The sequence below is a fragment of the Paenibacillus tyrphae genome (genome assembly GCF_024158745.1).
In the GTDB taxonomy this organism is placed as follows: Bacteria; Bacillota; Bacilli; order Paenibacillales; family NBRC-103111; genus Paenibacillus_G; species Paenibacillus_G tyrfis_A.
In genome coordinates, this window is sequence record NZ_JAMZAW010000010.1 from 270,042 (window position 1) to 286,477 (window position 16,436).

At 49.0% G+C, this 16,436-nt stretch carries 16 protein-coding genes; 6 read left to right on the forward strand and 10 right to left on the reverse strand.

The genetic code is table 11. The features are described 5' to 3' along the window. Positions 1-179 precede the first annotated feature (179 nt). From NI000_RS17180 to NI000_RS17190, 3 genes are all read right to left on the reverse strand, one after another. On the reverse strand, positions 180-743 hold the full coding sequence (locus tag NI000_RS17180; RefSeq protein ID WP_253412586.1) for a DUF1700 domain-containing protein: 564 nt from the start codon (positions 741-743) through the stop codon (positions 180-182). Beyond that, entirely contained in the window at positions 740-1,081 is a 342-nt protein-coding gene (locus NI000_RS17185) for a PadR family transcriptional regulator (RefSeq protein ID WP_050900535.1), read from the reverse strand. The genes NI000_RS17180 and NI000_RS17185 overlap by 4 nt, the downstream gene beginning before the upstream one ends. Positions 1,082-1,235: 154 nt before the next feature. Then, entirely contained in the window at positions 1,236-3,881 is a 2,646-nt protein-coding gene (locus NI000_RS17190) for a metallophosphoesterase (RefSeq protein WP_253412588.1), read from the reverse strand. A gap of 200 nt (positions 3,882-4,081) precedes the next feature. On the opposite strand from NI000_RS17190, the gene NI000_RS17195 reads away from it, so the two are divergent. Further along, the gene (locus NI000_RS17195; protein WP_253412589.1) at positions 4,082-4,948 is read left to right on the forward strand and encodes a helix-turn-helix domain-containing protein; all 867 of its coding nucleotides are present in this window, start codon (positions 4,082-4,084) and stop codon (positions 4,946-4,948) included. 27 nt (positions 4,949-4,975) lie between these two features. Here NI000_RS17195 and NI000_RS17200 read toward each other — a convergent pair whose 3' ends face one another. The 3 genes from NI000_RS17200 to NI000_RS17210 form a co-directional block, all read right to left on the reverse strand. Beyond that, positions 4,976-5,527 carry an RICIN domain-containing protein gene (locus tag NI000_RS17200; protein ID WP_253412591.1) on the reverse strand — a complete coding sequence of 184 codons (552 nt, stop codon included), beginning with the start codon at positions 5,525-5,527 and terminating at the stop codon, positions 4,976-4,978. Positions 5,528-6,099: 572 nt separating this feature from the next. Beyond that, entirely contained in the window at positions 6,100-6,441 is a 342-nt protein-coding gene (locus tag NI000_RS17205; RefSeq protein ID WP_253412593.1) for a hypothetical protein, read from the reverse strand. Positions 6,442-6,677: 236 nt separating this feature from the next. Then, a complete protein-coding gene (locus NI000_RS17210) occupies positions 6,678-7,610 on the reverse strand; it encodes a VCBS repeat-containing protein (protein ID WP_375540979.1) in 933 nt (310 codons plus the stop codon). 303 nt (positions 7,611-7,913) lie between these two features. Here NI000_RS17210 and NI000_RS17215 point away from each other — a divergent pair, with 303 nt between their 5' ends. Next, on the forward strand, positions 7,914-8,369 hold the full coding sequence (locus NI000_RS17215; protein WP_253412595.1) for a hypothetical protein: 456 nt from the start codon (positions 7,914-7,916) through the stop codon (positions 8,367-8,369). A 3-nt stretch (positions 8,370-8,372) separates the two neighbouring features. Here NI000_RS17215 and NI000_RS17220 read toward each other — a convergent pair whose 3' ends face one another. Continuing rightward, positions 8,373-8,843, reverse strand: a complete 471-nt coding sequence (locus NI000_RS17220) for a hypothetical protein (protein ID WP_253412597.1) — start codon at positions 8,841-8,843, stop codon at positions 8,373-8,375. An 852-nt stretch (positions 8,844-9,695) separates the two neighbouring features. On the opposite strand from NI000_RS17220, the gene NI000_RS37140 reads away from it, so the two are divergent. Next, positions 9,696-9,833 (forward strand): FDLD family class I lanthipeptide, encoded by a 138-nt coding sequence (locus NI000_RS37140; RefSeq protein ID WP_375540980.1) that lies wholly within the window; start codon positions 9,696-9,698, stop codon positions 9,831-9,833. Positions 9,834-10,155: 322 nt separating this feature from the next. Next, complete coding sequence (locus NI000_RS17225) at positions 10,156-10,482, forward strand: hypothetical protein (RefSeq protein ID WP_253412599.1); 327 nt, start codon at positions 10,156-10,158, stop codon at positions 10,480-10,482. Positions 10,483-10,648: 166 nt separating this feature from the next. On the opposite strand, the gene NI000_RS17230 is transcribed toward NI000_RS17225, so the two are convergent. Continuing rightward, positions 10,649-10,888, reverse strand: coding sequence for a hypothetical protein (locus NI000_RS17230; protein WP_253412601.1), 240 nt, complete (start codon positions 10,886-10,888; stop codon positions 10,649-10,651). Between the two features lie 138 nt (positions 10,889-11,026). On the opposite strand from NI000_RS17230, the gene NI000_RS37145 reads away from it, so the two are divergent. Further along, positions 11,027-11,308 (forward strand): tyrosine-type recombinase/integrase, encoded by a 282-nt coding sequence (locus NI000_RS37145; protein ID WP_375540981.1) that lies wholly within the window; start codon positions 11,027-11,029, stop codon positions 11,306-11,308. Positions 11,309-11,603: 295 nt separating this feature from the next. Here the strand turns inward: NI000_RS37145 and NI000_RS17235 are convergent, their stop codons facing one another. After that, positions 11,604-12,809, reverse strand: coding sequence for an MFS transporter (locus NI000_RS17235; RefSeq protein ID WP_253412603.1), 1,206 nt, complete (start codon positions 12,807-12,809; stop codon positions 11,604-11,606). Positions 12,810-13,248: 439 nt separating this feature from the next. Here NI000_RS17235 and NI000_RS17240 point away from each other — a divergent pair, with 439 nt between their 5' ends. After that, on the forward strand, positions 13,249-14,700 hold the full coding sequence (locus tag NI000_RS17240; RefSeq protein ID WP_253412605.1) for a DUF5050 domain-containing protein: 1,452 nt from the start codon (positions 13,249-13,251) through the stop codon (positions 14,698-14,700). A 91-nt stretch (positions 14,701-14,791) separates the two neighbouring features. Here NI000_RS17240 and NI000_RS17245 read toward each other — a convergent pair whose 3' ends face one another. Next, positions 14,792-16,246, reverse strand: coding sequence for an MFS transporter (locus tag NI000_RS17245; RefSeq protein ID WP_253412607.1), 1,455 nt, complete (start codon positions 16,244-16,246; stop codon positions 14,792-14,794). Between the last annotated feature and the right edge of the window lie 190 nt (positions 16,247-16,436).

Genomic DNA, 16,436 nt, shown 5'->3' on the forward strand with positions numbered 1-16,436 from the left:
TTTATTGTAAAGAAAAATCGGCCGGAACATAGTACTAACTTTGTCTAATACCCCTTAAAGCCTATTATCCATTCGCGACAGCCCCGCCGTATCCCTTTTCGAAACGCAAAAAAACCGCATATTCCGACACGGAATGCGGTCATTTCACTGCTTAACTATGGACATTTCGTCGTACAACACTACGCTGCTCTGCTGGCGGGCAGCAATTTTTTGTAGCTCGCGGAAAGGAAGTTCATATAGATACGCAGGCCTCTCCAGCTTAAGTAAGCAATCCCCCCAATGATACCCCCGGCGATAGTGGAAACTACCATGCTCCACTCGGTCGGAACGTCTATACCGGGTCCGAGATTCATCTGAATCCCGGGAACGCCGAGTGTGCGGAGGAATCCGGCTATGAAGACGAGAACCGCGCTAAACCCAAACCCGCCGGCAATTGTGGCAAGCACAGGGATGACCATGATGCTCAGCAGCCCTGTCGAGCAATAGAAGCCGGCCATCATCAGGACATTCGCGAATGACCTTTTTGCCGGGCCCTTTTCCATAATATATTCGCTCCGGTACGCTTTCGCCAGCATGCGCGGGTCGCCGAGCCGGGCCAGAATGGCGTCCTCCGACTGGCCATTGGCCACGCCTTCCGCAATATGGCTCTCGATTTCCCGGATCGCGTCCAGCCGCTCGTCTTCCGGCATTTTCTCCAATAGTTGATACAGTTTTTCTAAGTACGCTCTCGTCTTCGGACTCATAACGGTTCCTCTCCCCGATACAATTGAATTTGATAAACTGCCGCGTCCAGTTTGTTCCATTCGCGGGACATCGCCTCCAGCAGAAGGTGTCCGTCGGCAGTCAGGCTGTAATATTTGCGCGGCGGGCCAGCTTCCGATTCCTTCCAGAAGGACTCGATATAGTTCTCTTTAAGCAGCCTGCGCAGAAGAGGGTACAGCGTCCCTTCCGTCACGGCAAGGGGCTCCCATCGATCTAATAGTGTCACCAGCTCGTAGCCGTATCGCGGCTGCTTGCTGACCAGCAGCAAAATACAGTACTCCAAAATTCCGCGTCGAACCTGGGAGGTCCACTCCGTCATATCCATACGATCTCCCCTTCCACTACTATGCTAGCACACACTACCTTGTTTTGCAAGGTACTTGGCGTAATGTTTTTCCGGATCAAAAAAAGACCCGCGCCCGGGCTCCTTCGGTTATCGAAGAAGCCGCGTGCACAGGCTGCGATCTGTTATATCACGGATTCGTTGCCGTACTTGCCTCCACCGGCTCGGAATTCGATCTTGCGCCGACGGCTTTGATGACGAAATCGTACGTTTTGGCCGGGTCCGCGTTATTGACGGTGTATTGGTATGCGCTCTGCCCTTTCACTGCCGGAACGTATACGCTCCAGTTCGTGCCGGCTTTGTCGTTCTTTTCGTAAATCCGGTAGCCTCTGACCGGTTCGGACGTGGACGCGGGAGCGTTCCAGGAGATGACGGCGCTGCGGTTTTTCAGCTCGGCCTTGGCATTCTCCACCTTGGACGGCTTGCCGTCCGTCCGCTTGATGCTGTACTGGTCGTAAACGGCCAGCGGTTCGTTTTTGGCGGCGGTATATGAGGTGAATTTCAGGATGCCGTCCGTGACTTGAACGTCCACGAACATTTTTTTGTTCGGCTGGGCGTTTTTCACGGAGAAGAAGTCCTTGATGTTCGGATTGATCTTGTAAAACTTGGCGGCCGCCGAATTGCCCATCAAATACACCGAGCCCTTCGGATTCACCACATTGCCCTGCTCGTCGACCACAACGTCTTTGATCGCCTTGTTGCCCAGCATCTGATGCGATCTCATATACAGGTGGTCGTGGCCTTCCAGCACCATATCGATGCCCAATTCGTCGAAGACGGGAATCAAATATTTGCGGTAAAATTCCACGCGATCCGATTCCGCATCCGCATTATCCCCGGAGGAATACGCTCCCTTGTGCATCGCGACAATTTTCCATTTTTTATCCGACTTCGCCACTTGGTTATGCATCCAATCGACCTGAGCTTTAAAGCCGGCATCGGCCTTGTACGGATCGACCTTGCCTTCATACTGCGTATTGATCTGCATGAAGAGCGCATCGCCGTATTCGAAGGAATATACCGTGCCGTCTTCGGTGCCGGTGCCGACGCTTTTGGGCAGGTTAAAATGATAGTAGAAGTTGTTGTTCGGATGATCCTCGATCTCATGGTTGCCGACGATCGGAGCGAATGGCACGTTCGCAAATTCTTTCTGCGGGATCCCCAAGAACCACTGCCACTGCTCCTCCAGATCCCCGTCATCGACCAGATCGCCCGTCAGCAGCATGAATTTCGGGTCGCCGATATGATCGATCGCTCTGCGGAACGTATCCTGCCACAGCTCAAAATTTCCTTTGCTGGAGCCTTGGGTGTCCGTCGTATAAATAAAGTGAAAATCGTGATTGTTCGCATGGTCGGTCGTGAAGGAGCCGACCGGACTCCAACTGTCCGCCCTTCCGCTGCCTGCGCGGTACTTGTATTTCGTGCCCGGCTTCAGGTTGTTCGCCGTCACCTTGTGGTTCGCGAACGAGGTCGTTTTATTCGAGCTTCGGTCGCTGCTTTTCATCAGCGTCTTCACGATTTCCGTCGTTCCCGTGAAGGTCATCGCCTCTTGCTCGGGGAAGGTTCCCCCCGGAGCTTTGGAAGCCTCGACGATCTGGACGACGGTCCCTGTGACGTCCGTACCGGTATACCAGTCAAACGAGAGGCTGGTCTTCGTATCCCCGTTAAAGGTCATATTCAACAAGGTCGGCGCGCCCGCCGCAGAAGCACCTCTCGTTGTGAAGCTCCAAACGATCGGACTCGTCAGAGGCACATTATCTGCGGCTCCCCGGACAAGCTCCTTCGGCACGGTGACCGTATACGATTTGCCCTCGGCAAAATCCGGGTGGTTAATCGCCAGCGTATCGCTGCTGCTGACGCCCACGGACACATTGCCCAAGGAGGTGTTGTTCTGGTCGACGATGCTTACGCTCGGGCCGCTGTTCAAAGCGATCGCTTTGTTGAATTTGACGGAGACGGCCGCGTTCGGCGCGACATCGCTCGCTCCGTTGGCAGGAGCCTGCAGGACGCCTAAGGTCGGAGTCGGACCGCCGGTTTTCCGGTCGCCCTTGACGATCACGTCCTTGATCCGGCTGGAGCCGGAGCTGGACACGGTCCCCCCGCTCACGCTCTTCGTCGAATTCACGACCCAACGGATGTACAGCAGGTCGTTGTCGTCGGCCTGGCTCGGAAGCGGAGCGTCGATCAGCTTGCAGCTGTTGTTATTGCAGTTGAAGTTCGTCTGCTCCAGCACCAGAGTGCCCCCGGGAAGGTCGGTCCAGTTCGATTGGTCCGTGCTGAATTGTACCTTGAAGTCGCGCGGACCCGTGCTGGAGGACGTCTGCTGGGACGATAGCGTCAAGTTTTCGAAGCCCTTGGTGGATATCGTGGCAAGCCAATACTTTTTGCCCGTTCCGTCGTTCCACCCTTGATTGCGGATACTGCGCTCTCCGGAGTCGTAGGTGTATTGATTCGTGTTCGTACCTACGTCCCGGAATGTCGATGATGTCTTGTACACTCCGCCCGTTGCAGGGAACACGCCGTCGGTTCCTTTATCCTTGAAGATCCATTCCGCAACAGTTTCTTTGGCCGCAGCTGCCTGGCTGTCGGCTGCCTCTTCCGCCCCAGCGCTGCCGGCCCATTGGAACGCAAATAATAGAGAGGCGAGCAGCAGAGATACGGCTCTGCGCCACATTCGTTTCGGATACCCGTTCTTTGATTCGTTGTTCACTTGATCTACTCCTTCCCCATGTGTGCTTGTAACCGTAAATTCCGCCGGACGACCCGGCGGCTTCATCCCTGCGGGGACCCCTCCTTTCATCTCCTTATTCGCGTTCGCGGGCTAACCATCGTTATGCCTGCGAAGCCCCCATTGCGGGGCTACCCCCATCGTATCGAAAACCGGCTCCCTGCAATATGTATATCTGTAACTTTTTCATGGAATATCCTATCTTCCCATTCCATGGTATACTTTTGCTTGGAAAGGGGTATGTCAAGATGGGCGGAAACCAGAACGAGATCATTCAAAATTATTTCAAAACGCTGCAGCTGGAGCTTATTGTCGCCAGCTACTGCGAAAGAGTCACCCAGAATTGGAAGAGGCCGTTAAGGACGGACGGCTTCAACCGCTTTTATTTGATCCTGGGCGGGGAAGGCTGGCTTCAAGTCAAGCAGCAGGAGTTTTATCCCGTTTCGGGGCAGCTGTATTTTTTGCCGTCGGACACCCCTTTGGCGTACTCGATCATTAGCGCCAACACCTTTCACAAGTACTGGTGCCATTTTTCCGCGAACGTTGGCAGCTTTCATCTCTCCCATCTGATCGACTTTCCTTACTATATCGAAGTGGATGACATGCCCTATATGCAGCAGTTGTTCGAGCAGCTGACGAAAGTAAATCAAAAGAGCGACGACATCACGTCCCCGCTCAAAGCAAATATGATTTTATATGAAATCTTGTCGTACTATATGGACCGGCTCCCGCCGCAGGCGATTCGGCTGTCCTCCTCCCCGGCGATCAGCCGGTCGAATCAAATTTTGCAGTATATCGAAGAGCACCTTGCCGAGCCGTTGACGCCGAAAGCGCTGGCCGAAGCGTTTCATTACAGTCCGAACTATTTCTGCCGGTACTTCAAAAACTTGTTCCATGTCACGCCGATCGAATATATTAACAAGGTCCGGATCGAAAGGGCCAAATGGCTGCTCACCCATTCGAACCAATCCATCGAAAAAATCGCAAGCCAGATCGGGCTGGAACGGTTTTATTTCTCGAATCTGTTTAAGCGGTCCACCACGCTGTCCCCCAGCGAATACCGGCAAGCCGTTCGTTCGGCCCCCGGCCGGGAGGCGGATCTGGAAGAAGGCTGATTCGTTGGAGCGGGGACCCGGACAAGCTTAATTCACTCTTTGAAGAAACCATTTTTGATTGTCCGTGTTTTGAAAAGGCCATTGGTGCAAGAACGCCGGGTCTTCGTGCGAACCGTATTTCACGTCCAGAACTTTGCCGCTATGCTTGGCGGTAATTTTGTAAGAGCCGTCGCCCAGGGGCTCGATGCTCCACCTTTGATTATTCCCACCGCTATCAGACCATTGAATGATATACGCCCCGTCAGCGTAGGAGTTATCGGCAACATCGAGCACTTTACCGCTATGTAAGGCAACAATCTTATAGAATCCGTCGCCAGCAGGAACAATTTTCCACTGTTGATTGCTCCTATTATTATAAGTCCAGGTTTGGATGGCCGCGCCATCGTCTGTAGAACCATTCCTTACATCCAGCGCTTTGCCGCTATGCTTGGCGATGATGTTATAAATGGCCGAAGGGTCAATGTCGACCGCCGCTTCTGCAGACTTGGCTCCTGTACCTACGATGGCTAACAGCACGAAGCAAAAGCTTATACCTAACGCGATCACCCAATTTTTGCGAGATTTCAGAGATTGAAACACGTTCACCACTCCTCATTTTTGATGTTCGAAACATTCCGATTTTGTTCAAGACATCTCCAGAACCGGCAGCCCGTGCGTTCAACTAAAATTTAAACCAATAAAATCACCTCAATTAGTATATTCTAGGAAACTTCTATATTATACCATATTACATGGTAAATTTATACATATATTTTTTGGATTAGTTCTCCGAAACATCGGATTATCGAACAAATAATTCGAAATAAAAAACAAGCAGGTCGTCTTTAAATGACAACCTGCCTACTTCCAAATTTTTCGTTATTACGGATTGACGGTAATAATCTGATGCAATGGTCTGCTATCCCCTTTAATGTTTTTTAGCTTATTATTATTGTCATAGGCTCTCATTTGAGAAGAATTGCCTCCAATTGATGAGATTGAAATAAATGCGAAACTTCTCCACAAAAATTAATTTCCTACGTTTACAGAACCCTCCTTTATTTGAACTAAGAACCATTTCATTCTTTATCTTGGTACAAAAATTGTCGAATTACAAATACGCGAATAGGAAAAGCACCCCGGTTGGAGTGCTCAAATCTTTCCTTAAATTGTTATTCACAAGAAACGTTATAATATTTAACTGCTTTTCCATCCTTTAGCTGAATCATCAAAGCTGTCCCTTCCTCTTCACCTTTAATATAAAACTTGCCGTTCTTCTTAGAGATCGAAGCACAAGCACTACCTTCCGGGTCAGTTGCGGCAATATCATAATCGTAACCTTTTGCCGAGTACAGTTCCTTTGTCTTGCCAACTTTTATAGTATACGGATCGGTGGGGATTTTTTTCTGAACGACATTATTTGACTGCTCTGCCGCTTGGGTGGCTGCTCCTTGAAATCCTAATAATAGAGGGATAGCCAATACTGAAGCCACAACAAGATTTTTCACTTTCATATCATAAACCTCCTATAATTTGTGTTTCATGTATATCATACCTTTGTTGTTATTATTTGTGTATATTTAGTATTAACCCGCAGAAAAACGGCATTATCTGGCGCAAAAATTGTCGAATGCCATTTTCCTCATCCCAACGCTGTCGTTTAATTTTGTTTTTTCTCGCAAATGAAAAGCACCCCGGCTAGAGTGCTTCTCATTCAAGACTTTTTAGAATCTCTTAAACTTTTCAGTAGCTATATTTCCCCGCCAAAGATGGCCACATTTTGCCGGTCAGGACCAAACACTTGCCCGTTCCATTTCAATACGGTCTGTACAAATCCGAGTGAGTCAGCATTGTACCTCCCGGCTATCCTCTGATACGCTTCGAGCTCATATGTGCCGTCTCTGTTAAAATCAACCGGATATAAACCAGACAAAGGATTTACCCAACCGTTTATCGGTGCCTTCAAAACACCTTGCTGGGTATAAATTTCAGATAAATATTCCTTACCCTTACAAGTAAGGTCAAGAATATACTTTTCTTTTAGATAATAACTGATCACCGTTGCTTTGTATTGATTTTCATAAGTCACATCGTACTTATAGGTTTCATTGAATACATCCGAATTAAAAATCTGCCTGAGTTGACCGTTAATATAAGAAAATACATACGCATAAATAGCACCAGCGCTTCCTCCAGTATCAATGACCACTAAAATATCATCCACCTTGTTGCCTGTAAAATCACCAAGAAAAAGTGTCGGATTGTATCCGGCGTTATTTTTTAAGAGGATTGGCTTATAGTGATGTGTTTTCCCATTTTGGACGACCAAAGTTATATTTCTCCAGAAAGGACTATCAGGGGTTTTATTTGCGGTAAGAAGGACATTGTCTTTTATCCCGTCCCCGTCAATATCGCCCCGCTTTGTAGTCACTATGGAAGGTCTGATCGGATTCATTTCTCTTGGAGGAACAGATTGGAGGCTCACCTGCATTTCTAGCAGTGCCTGCTTTGAAGGGTAAGGATTGGGAAACGCCAAGGCGTTATCAATCGTTTGCAGTGCTTCGCTTGTTAATCCGGCTCTTGCCTGTGTATCAGCCAAACAGTACCAATAATAAGGGTGATTCGTTTCTCGTATTTTTGTGTAATAGTTTTGGATCGCTTTTCTGAATTCATACGTGTCCATCTTCATCCCACCTGTATCTTTATTCCCAATGTAGAATTATATGCAGGAATGCGGGGTAATATGGCCCAATACAAAAATAAGGAGCGCAATTCTTGTTAAAGAAAAGCAACCGTTACTTTAGGTACACAAACTTTATAATTAATATTATGGTGTTTACACTACTAAGCTCAAAATATTTTATTCATCTAGGGGGCGTGTATTGTATAAAATGATGAATTACAAAAATATCATTTTACAATATAAGGTATTTAGATTAATATATAAATTAAGCAATTATATTCCATATAAAGGAGATGTTTGGAATTGAACAAATTGGTTGTTAATGGTTTGCTGGCTCTTTCACTTACAGCCGGGATTGTGGCCTTACCTATCGACGCTCCTGCAAAAGTATATGCTGCCGATGTTCAGTCAGCACAAGCGCAAGTACAGCCAGCTGGGTACAGCTCTATTTGGTTCGATCACGACTATTTATCAAAAGACGATTGGTGGGTTACAGCGCCAGAAAAATTAACAGTTACTAGCAACACAAACTACACTCTTCAAGTGAAACAATACACCTATGACAATACAAACATTGATGAAGTAGAGTATATGGTACTTAATGAAACACCGGGCGGCTCGGGTAATTATTTTTTCAGATTTAAAGGAAATGGAAAACATGTAAGAAACTTCACGCTACCACCAGGAACCTACAAAGTCCAATACAGAAGTCACCATAATACCCCTGTCAAGATTAAAGGTGACCTCTTCCCCTCATAGTCCCTACTGTCTCCCCCACATGTTTAGTGGGGGAGTCGTCATTTTCTTATGTGCCAATATCAGCCTGCAGCAAGTTCGGGCACGGGCAATAGTAGTCCGCCTTCCCTGAATTTCCGCCTCGGGGAATAGCGATGCCTCGGGACTGACGCCGGTGATTTTCGAAAAAGCATCTTTCAAAACAATAATTTCTTGTTTCCCGTACCTCACAACAAAATTTCCAGTGTGATGCTTCTGGTAAGAGATAGTCTCCGGTGTCGGTGTTGTCCTTTCCTCTTTGCTCGAGCTCACCATTATCTTGCCATTTCTTCTAAGCTCGATAACCTCATCAAATATCCGCTGTATGTTGTCCACTGTTGACGTCTGGTATGTGGCCAACCAACACAAGGTTTGCTTTTCGGCCCTACTCAGTTGCCGGCTAAGAACTTGCTCTATAGAAATAAGCCGTTCCGCGCGCTCGATCCATGCTTCGATCACTTCGTGTTTCGTGCGCGGATAGATGCTAGTAATGTGTTCCCTGACGTCAAACATTCCGGCTCACTCCAATCTTCTTTTATTTCCTGAATCACGCTTCTCGTTCCGTCACTTCAAATGTAAATTCGTCTTCGAAAAACAGGCTCATGAGATATGCAGCCGGCTTCTTTATGTTCATGCTTCGGTTCCCATGACCCTAAGATAGCTTTGATGTGTCGCAGCGCTTTCTCACTGGCTAAGTCTGCACGCGGGGTAACATTAAGTTTATTAAGCCCCAAGAAAAACCACTTTCCAATAAGGTCATTCCACTTAGCAGTTTCTTCATGTCCCCGCAAAAGGCCAATTGCACATCACTCACATCAACTGGTTTGCTCTAATTTTTCATTTAAAAATACCTCCTAATATTTCCTAAAACCACTTTAATACGAATTACCTTCCAGATGTCTCGGACATGATCGTCTATATCCCCGAAACTCCGAATTTCCAACTCGACGGGCGAGTCTTCGCCTTTGAAGTACAGCAGCACCTTCATGCTATTCACCGCCTATGCCTTCCATGCTTCGCTGTTCTGCTCCTGCAGCTGCTGGATAATACCATCCCACCGAAACGGCCCCGGCGTTGTAGCTTCTCTCGCCGTCTGAACCTCTGCCAGCAAATCCTCAATATATACATAAACAACATTGTCCTATTACCGAAGTTGGGATACCTCTCCCCGAGCCCACTTTGCAAAGCCGTGAAGAAGACAATGCCGATTCGTTTTCAACGTATTGGCCGGATATTCAAGATTTAACCATTTATTTCTTTTAATTGTAAATATAGGATGATATAATCATCTTAAAGAAAGGAGGTTCCGTAATGACAAACGAAGATTTTGATTTAGACGTTCAAGTACTGAAAGTGAAATCATCCGTCAATCATCCTCAAGTAACAACTATGTTCTTCCAGTGCACGTACCAGTGCACAACACACTGTCACCATAAGGAAGTTAAATAATTTTTATAGTGCAAATTTTTCGGGCTATGAATTCCACAGGATCATAGCCTATTTTTTTTAGGGTTGAAATAGGCATTATGATTCTCCTGAGCTTTCAATACGCCTTCCACAAAGATATGCGGTTCACCAACAGCGATCCACTCATGTACAAGATCCTCTGCGAATTGCATTTCCAGGCGGCTACAACCTGACTGTCTATTTCGACCGGCTGGTTAAGAAAAAAGTAAGATGATTAAGCTCATTTTTTTAGATGGATAGGTGCCCAATCCCTCCTCTCTGACATATGGTGGAGTATGTTCTAATCAGAGAGGAGAAATCAAATATGTCTCAAGAGACGATAATCGAAATCGAAACCGCAGAGGAGTTCGAACACATCCGTCCGTATCGTCAGCCTTATTCGTACCCATACGGTCATCCTCCGCACTTTGGAACTCCGCCATATTGGCCGCTTTACGGACAGCATTATCACCAATATCTCTATCCAACGCCTCCTCAAGGCTTCCATCCCCCCGGCTTCCATCCGTTTGGATTCAATCCGTTCCATCGGCACAACTATCCGCACCACCATCATGATATGCATGGGCATCATTTTTACCATCATGCCCGCTGGGTACAGGATTCTTGGACCGGCGAATGGTACCTCGACTGAAGAAAGGCTGCGCGACAACAAGGGGCTATCGTGAATCAGCTTCTTCTTCCGCCAAACAGGTGTTCATCGTGAAGTAGATATTCCTTTTGTGCTTCGTTTAGTTTCATGCCGAGAGCCTTCTCAATGAATGGGATCACCAGTACGTTGATTTTCATAGCTCACCTTCTTAGTACAAAATGTGCTTTGCGAGTGGATCAGGTGCGCAGTAATCTTTCGGTTCTTTGTCGGCTTTGCGAGCTCTGGAGAGATCGTTAAGTGCTGCTTGAATGTATCCATCGGACACCGTGTGCAGTACCGGACGCTCTCCAGACGCGATGATTTTCTCGGCCTGCTCTTTTGTAATAATCTCACCGTTGTAGTTGATGTTTTGCCCCGGACGTAACTCCGACATTTTAATTGTTTTCATTGATAAAACCCTCCCGTATAGTTCTGTATTCATTAAAATAATTCCATCTGTCCAGATTCCAAGTCTTGTAGCCGCACATTAGATGCCGAACTCCCCGTCTTCCACCGCACAGTTGAACAACTGGAATCAGAAGATGAATTGCCGGAATATCTAGAAAAAGAGGAACTAGTTGCGCTCCTTAGAGCAGCTAAGGAATACAGTAGTGTTCAAGGATATAGCATCCTTTTCACCCTTGCACATACTGGTTTAAGAATAGGAGAGTTGCTTACCCTTAAAACTTCAGATATTGATTGGACTAATCGGCGAATTAATATTACGAAAACACTATATGCCCCCACCTTCATCCATTCGCAAAGTAGACATTGGAGATTCGGTAATACGTGTATTAGAAATGCAAGAAGCGTGGAGAAAAGAATATAGGATGTCGGTCGCAGATCGCTTTTACACCAAAGAAGAGTTCGTTTTTGTAAATCCCCAAAAAATTTCAGGATACCCAGAAACGATTCTTCGTGTAGAACTTCCTGCGATACAAAGGCTACTCGGCCATGTTAACGATGATATAACACGTCGAGTAGATCTACACGTAACAAAAGCAAAAAAAGAGAAGCTGTCGACAAACTCGACATACTTCTCATTTGGTTATTATAAAGGACCCTTTGTGGGTAATGCGCGGGTAACGACTCCAAAACTCCCCGTCCCAGAAGAAATATCATCATTATCCCTGCGCCTTATTTACGTCCACCTCGCGACGTTTCCCCATGAGTGGAACCAATATTAGTGCGCCGATGAAGAACAATACTCCGCTAACGGTATACACCGTGTGCAGCGCAAGCGCATCCTTCAAGTACCCCGCCAAAGACATGCCGATAACCATCATGCCCATGAACATCGGCGTCAGCACGCCTCCGACCCGGCCGATAAACGACCCTTCCGTATTTTGCATGATCAAAGTATTAATACCGATGTGGATGCATGGGAAGCATAGCCCGTTGGTGGCTTGAAAAAGGAGAGTCAACGGGATGCTGGTTGACCAGCCGATGCCGGTCGCGCCGAAGGTGCTGACGAGCAGACCCGCCGCAAGCAGCGTTTGCGGCTTTACTTTCTTGGATATCGTCATCACAAGAGCTCCGCCGACCAGCATGGCGGCGCCGTTCGTCATCAGAAGCCATTGCAGAAACGATTTGTCCTGACCCAGGTTTTCCATGGCGACAAAGATCGTAAGCGGCGTGATCAGTCCGACAGCCAGACCAGAGACGGCAAAAGTCCCTCCCAAGGTCCGGAGCGGGCGGCTCGCCCAGACATAACGAAGCCCGTCCCGCAGCTCGCGGGTAAAGCTCCGGTCCTCTGCAGCCGGAGTCTTGATATCCCGCGGGAGAAAGGACAAAATCAGCGCCGAGGCAAGAAGCATCGCACCCATCACGCAAAGTGAAATTTCGAGGCCGAATCGCTGGTAAACGAACGTCCCGACGATCGGCCCGACCACCATAAACACGGCCATCAACGACTGAAACATCGCCATGACGCCCTGCAGCTGCTCTTCCGGCACATGCTGCTTGAACAGCTTCATCGCGGACGGCTGGGAAAACTGGGAAAGCACGGCGGAGATAAATGTTGCCAAAAACAGCGTGTACCACGAGCCATTGTGTACGACCAGCAGCACAACGAAGGCGGAGACGGCGGATAAGAGATCGCACCAGACCATCGTTCGCTTGGGCAGCCATCGGTCGGCAAACGTCCCCCCGATGGTCGAGAACAAAAAGATCGGCGCATATTCCGCTACCGAGATAAGGGATACATATAGCGGGTCGTTCTTTGTCATTTCGGTTACGTAAAGCAGAATGGCAAAGTTTCTTACCCAAATGCCAAGCTGCAGAAAAACTCTGGATAAAATAATCGTTTGAACATAGCGGTTGTTTAACACGGGTTTTACTTCCTTTCAAGCTTTGATGATTGTGCTGTTAGATCTGCCCGGACGATGGCAAGATCTCGTTGGATTTGTCGCTGCAGAAGGGTTGATCCGGCTCACCCCCCCACAATAAATAGACGAAAATGAATTTCGTTTATTTATCTATAGACATATTATTATATCGTTTGTTATTAATCAAGGGGGGTTATGATAAAAATTATAGACATACTCCATAAACGTCTATTTATAAACAGACATTCCAACAAAGCGTCCGCATTTTCACAGAGGCGCAGCTACCTTTCGCACTCTCCTCAAAGTTACTGCCCGCAAACTTCCCATTCCCTGTAAATGCACGCAACAAACGGGCGTTTTCGGCGTTAATAACAACGTCAGCTTTTTCCTTCAAACACCACAAAGCTTTGTCCAAAGCTCTAGCCGGAAAGGAGTTTTGATCATGCCTCGAATTTTGAAAGCCTGGACCGCGACGGCAGCCGCAGCCATAAGCCTAACACTTGTTTGGCCGACTCCCGTTTCCCGGGCGGCAGCTTCGCCGGAAGTTCAAGCATCTTTTCCTGCGTTCCCGGTGACCGTGAACGGCACGGTTACCGACCAAGCCCATAGTCAATACCCACTGCTGCTGTACCGAGACATTACCTATTTTCCGATGACTTGGAATTATACGTCTTCCTTGGGCTTGGCCGTTTCTTGGAGCAAGGAGAATGGACTGTCTCTGGATAAAAAAGACGGCTGCGTTCCTCTGGCACAAGATCTGACCGCAGAGGTCAATGCCAACAGCGGCGGTTCGCAAACTGCCGTCCCCGCTCCTTTTCCCGTGAAGGTGAACGGCAAAACGATCGTTAATGCGGACGAACCTTATCCTGTTTTGCTGTACCGCAATATCGTTTATTTCCCGATGACTTGGAGGTTCGCTCACGAGGAGTTCAACTGGAAAACTTCTTGGGATAACGTACGCGGCTTTGCCATCCAATCGTGCACCAGACCCGACGATGAGGAACGCACTCAAGCGGAGGCGTTAAACCTGGCGAACGGCGGTCAGCTTGCCGTCAAGGACGGCTGGGTGTACATGAATCCGTACCTCTGGTCGGAGGGAGCGCACCAGTTGGTCAAATCCAAGCCGGACGGCTCGAATCGGACCAAGCTTTCAGACGATAAAGCCACCTCCATCAATGTGGCTGGGGATTGGCTGTACTACATCGCATCCGAGCCTCGCAAGCCAAACGCCATCTACAAAATCAAAACCGACGGAACGGACAGGTCGCTTGTCTCTCAGACGAATGCCAGCCGTCTGTGGGTCCGGGACGGATGGATGTATTACCTTCGCCTTGCCGAACGCAGCGGCAACGATAAAGCCCCCTACTACACTCCGGGCGGCATTGAGCGGATGAGAACGGACGGTTCGGAGAAACAGACGCTGCTTTCCAGTATGGACCACATCAAGTATTTTTTTCTGCAAGGCAAACGCCTTTATTATCTGACCAGCGAAGGGGAGAAGAAGAAGCTTTACGTCATGGGGAACGACGGATCGGGACAAACAGAGCTGCGGGATAATGTGACGGAGTTCAGTATCATTGACGGGTGGATCTATTATGTGAAGGACGGCAAGCAGCTGCGCAAAATGAGCGCTGACGGCTCCGTCGATATTCCTCTGCACGAACCCGCGAGGACTCCGATTTTCGGACTGAATTACCGAGATGGCAGCGGCAGCTTCGGGATCTCGGGATACGCTTCCATGGAGCGTATTCGACTGGACGGCACCGGACGTCAAGCACTGGCCGAAGCGCGGGCAACGGCGTTATATATAGCCGAAGACCAGCTCTACTTCCCCTATTGGTCGATGGGCGACCGCACGATGTATCATATGAAAATTGACGAGCAGCAGCCTTAAACGACCTTCTGTCCATGCCAAACAAAGCAAGCCCTCGAACCCTGCAGTTCGAAGGCTTGTTTGCTTGCTCAGCACGACCGGGAACATGCTCTCACACCCTCCGCTTGGGTAGGAGGCACAGACAAAGAAATGCGGCAAAAGCAAGGCATCCGGTAACGGCTAAAGAGGCGGAGAATGCCCATACATAATCCGGCAGGTCCGCTGCCGCCAGCGGCTTACTCAGCACGGCCGAGAACAAAATGCCGATCAGCGCGACCCCCAGCGAATTGGCCAAATACGTGAAGGTCGTGAACAAGCCGGAGCCTGTGCCCGCATTTTTCGCAGGCACGACGCTGAGTGCTACATTGACAAGCGGCGTGCCGGCCAATCCCAGACCGAGACCGTACATCAGCAGGATCGCCATATTCCGCATGGTCAGCAGTTCCACCGCATCGGCGTGCAGTGATCCAATGAGCGCAAAGCTGCAGACCGCCATGACCAGCGCACCTATTTTCAGCACGACTTCTCCCCATCTCCTGACGATTCCGGAAGATACCAGGGAGCTCAGGAAAGAACCGATGCTGATCGGCAGAAAAACCAGACTCGTAGATTGGACGCTATAATGCAGGCCGTATTGCAGGAAATAGCTCAGGATAAAGAAGAAAGAGAACATGCCGCTGTAGAACACCGTTACCGTGATCATGCCGACTCGGAACGAAGGCAATTGGAAAATGGACAGGTCGACAAGCGGAACGGCGCCCTGCTTGCTTTTGCGGAGTTCGACGGCGATAAAGGCCAACAGAACGGGGATAGCCAGGACCAGACAGCTCCACGTCCAGAGCGGCCAGCCTCGCTTCTGCCCCTCCGACAACGGATAAATAAGCAGAAACAAACCGGCGATCAGCAGTATGGCGCCGCTCCAGTCTATGCTTTGAGCCTGCCCCCCGCGAGATTCGGGGATGATCGGCAACAACAACAGAACAAGCACACCGATCGGCACGTTGAAAAAGAAAACGTTCCGCCAACCGAGCGCGAACCAATTCCAATCGATCAGCAGTCCACCCAAAATCAGGCCGAAGGTGAAGCCTACGCCGATCAATGCGCCGTAAATTCCAAAAGCGAGTGCCTTCTCCTGCGGCGGGAAGCTGACTTGCATCGTCGACAATACCTGCGGCTGAATAATCGCTGTGGACAGCCCCTGCATGACCCGAATGGCGATCAGAACCGACGGATCGGAAGCCAACCCGCCGAGTGCAGCCATAAGCGTAAAGCCGGCCACGCCGATGACTAGCATCCGTTTTCTGCCGTACATATCGCCGAGTTTACCGCCTATAATCAAAGCCAGCGCCATGCCAAGCGAGTAACCGGCGACAATAAACTGGGCTTCGGAGAAACCCGCATGCAGGCTATTCTGCAGGGACGGCAGCGCGACCTGAATCATGAACGTATTCAATTGGATCAGCAAAATGGGCAGCAAAACCACCGCAAGCGCATACCAACGGCGGCGGTCCGTCTGCTGCTTCGGGGAACGATCGGATGTGAATGTTTCGGAGATCAGATTGGACATGGAATTTCCTCCTACAGTAAAATCTAAGCTTTTCGCGTTGGAACAGGCGGCCGTCAGCCCGTCAGTCCAGCGTTTGATAATGATTATCATTCGAAAAGCCATCGCCGCGCTACCTGTGGAGGAAGTTTTTATCCCTGTACAAGGAGGGTGAATTGAACACTCCCACCACCTGCGCTAATGGCGCTAAGGT

What these genes read in the sequence shown, in the direction of transcription:
- NI000_RS17180 (WP_253412586.1), bottom strand. Translation starts at nt 743, where the DNA reads ATGAGTCCGAAGACGAGAGCGTACTTAGAAAAACTGTATCAACTATTG.
- NI000_RS17185 (WP_050900535.1), bottom strand. Translation starts at nt 1,081, where the DNA reads ATGACGGAGTGGACCTCCCAGGTTCGACGCGGAATTTTGGAGTACTGT.
- NI000_RS17190 (WP_253412588.1), bottom strand. Translation starts at nt 3,881, where the DNA reads ATGAAGCCGCCGGGTCGTCCGGCGGAATTTACGGTTACAAGCACACAT.
- NI000_RS17195 (WP_253412589.1), top strand. Translation starts at nt 4,082, where the DNA reads ATGGGCGGAAACCAGAACGAGATCATTCAAAATTATTTCAAAACGCTG.
- NI000_RS17205 (WP_253412593.1), bottom strand. Translation starts at nt 6,441, where the DNA reads ATGAAAGTGAAAAATCTTGTTGTGGCTTCAGTATTGGCTATCCCTCTA.
- NI000_RS17210 (WP_375540979.1), bottom strand. Translation starts at nt 7,610, where the DNA reads ATGGACACGTATGAATTCAGAAAAGCGATCCAAAACTATTACACAAAA.
- NI000_RS37140 (WP_375540980.1), top strand. Translation starts at nt 9,696, where the DNA reads ATGACAAACGAAGATTTTGATTTAGACGTTCAAGTACTGAAAGTGAAA.
- NI000_RS17225 (WP_253412599.1), top strand. Translation starts at nt 10,156, where the DNA reads ATGTCTCAAGAGACGATAATCGAAATCGAAACCGCAGAGGAGTTCGAA.
- NI000_RS17230 (WP_253412601.1), bottom strand. Translation starts at nt 10,888, where the DNA reads ATGAAAACAATTAAAATGTCGGAGTTACGTCCGGGGCAAAACATCAAC.
- NI000_RS17240 (WP_253412605.1), top strand. Translation starts at nt 13,249, where the DNA reads ATGCCTCGAATTTTGAAAGCCTGGACCGCGACGGCAGCCGCAGCCATA.
- NI000_RS17245 (WP_253412607.1), bottom strand. Translation starts at nt 16,246, where the DNA reads ATGTCCAATCTGATCTCCGAAACATTCACATCCGATCGTTCCCCGAAG.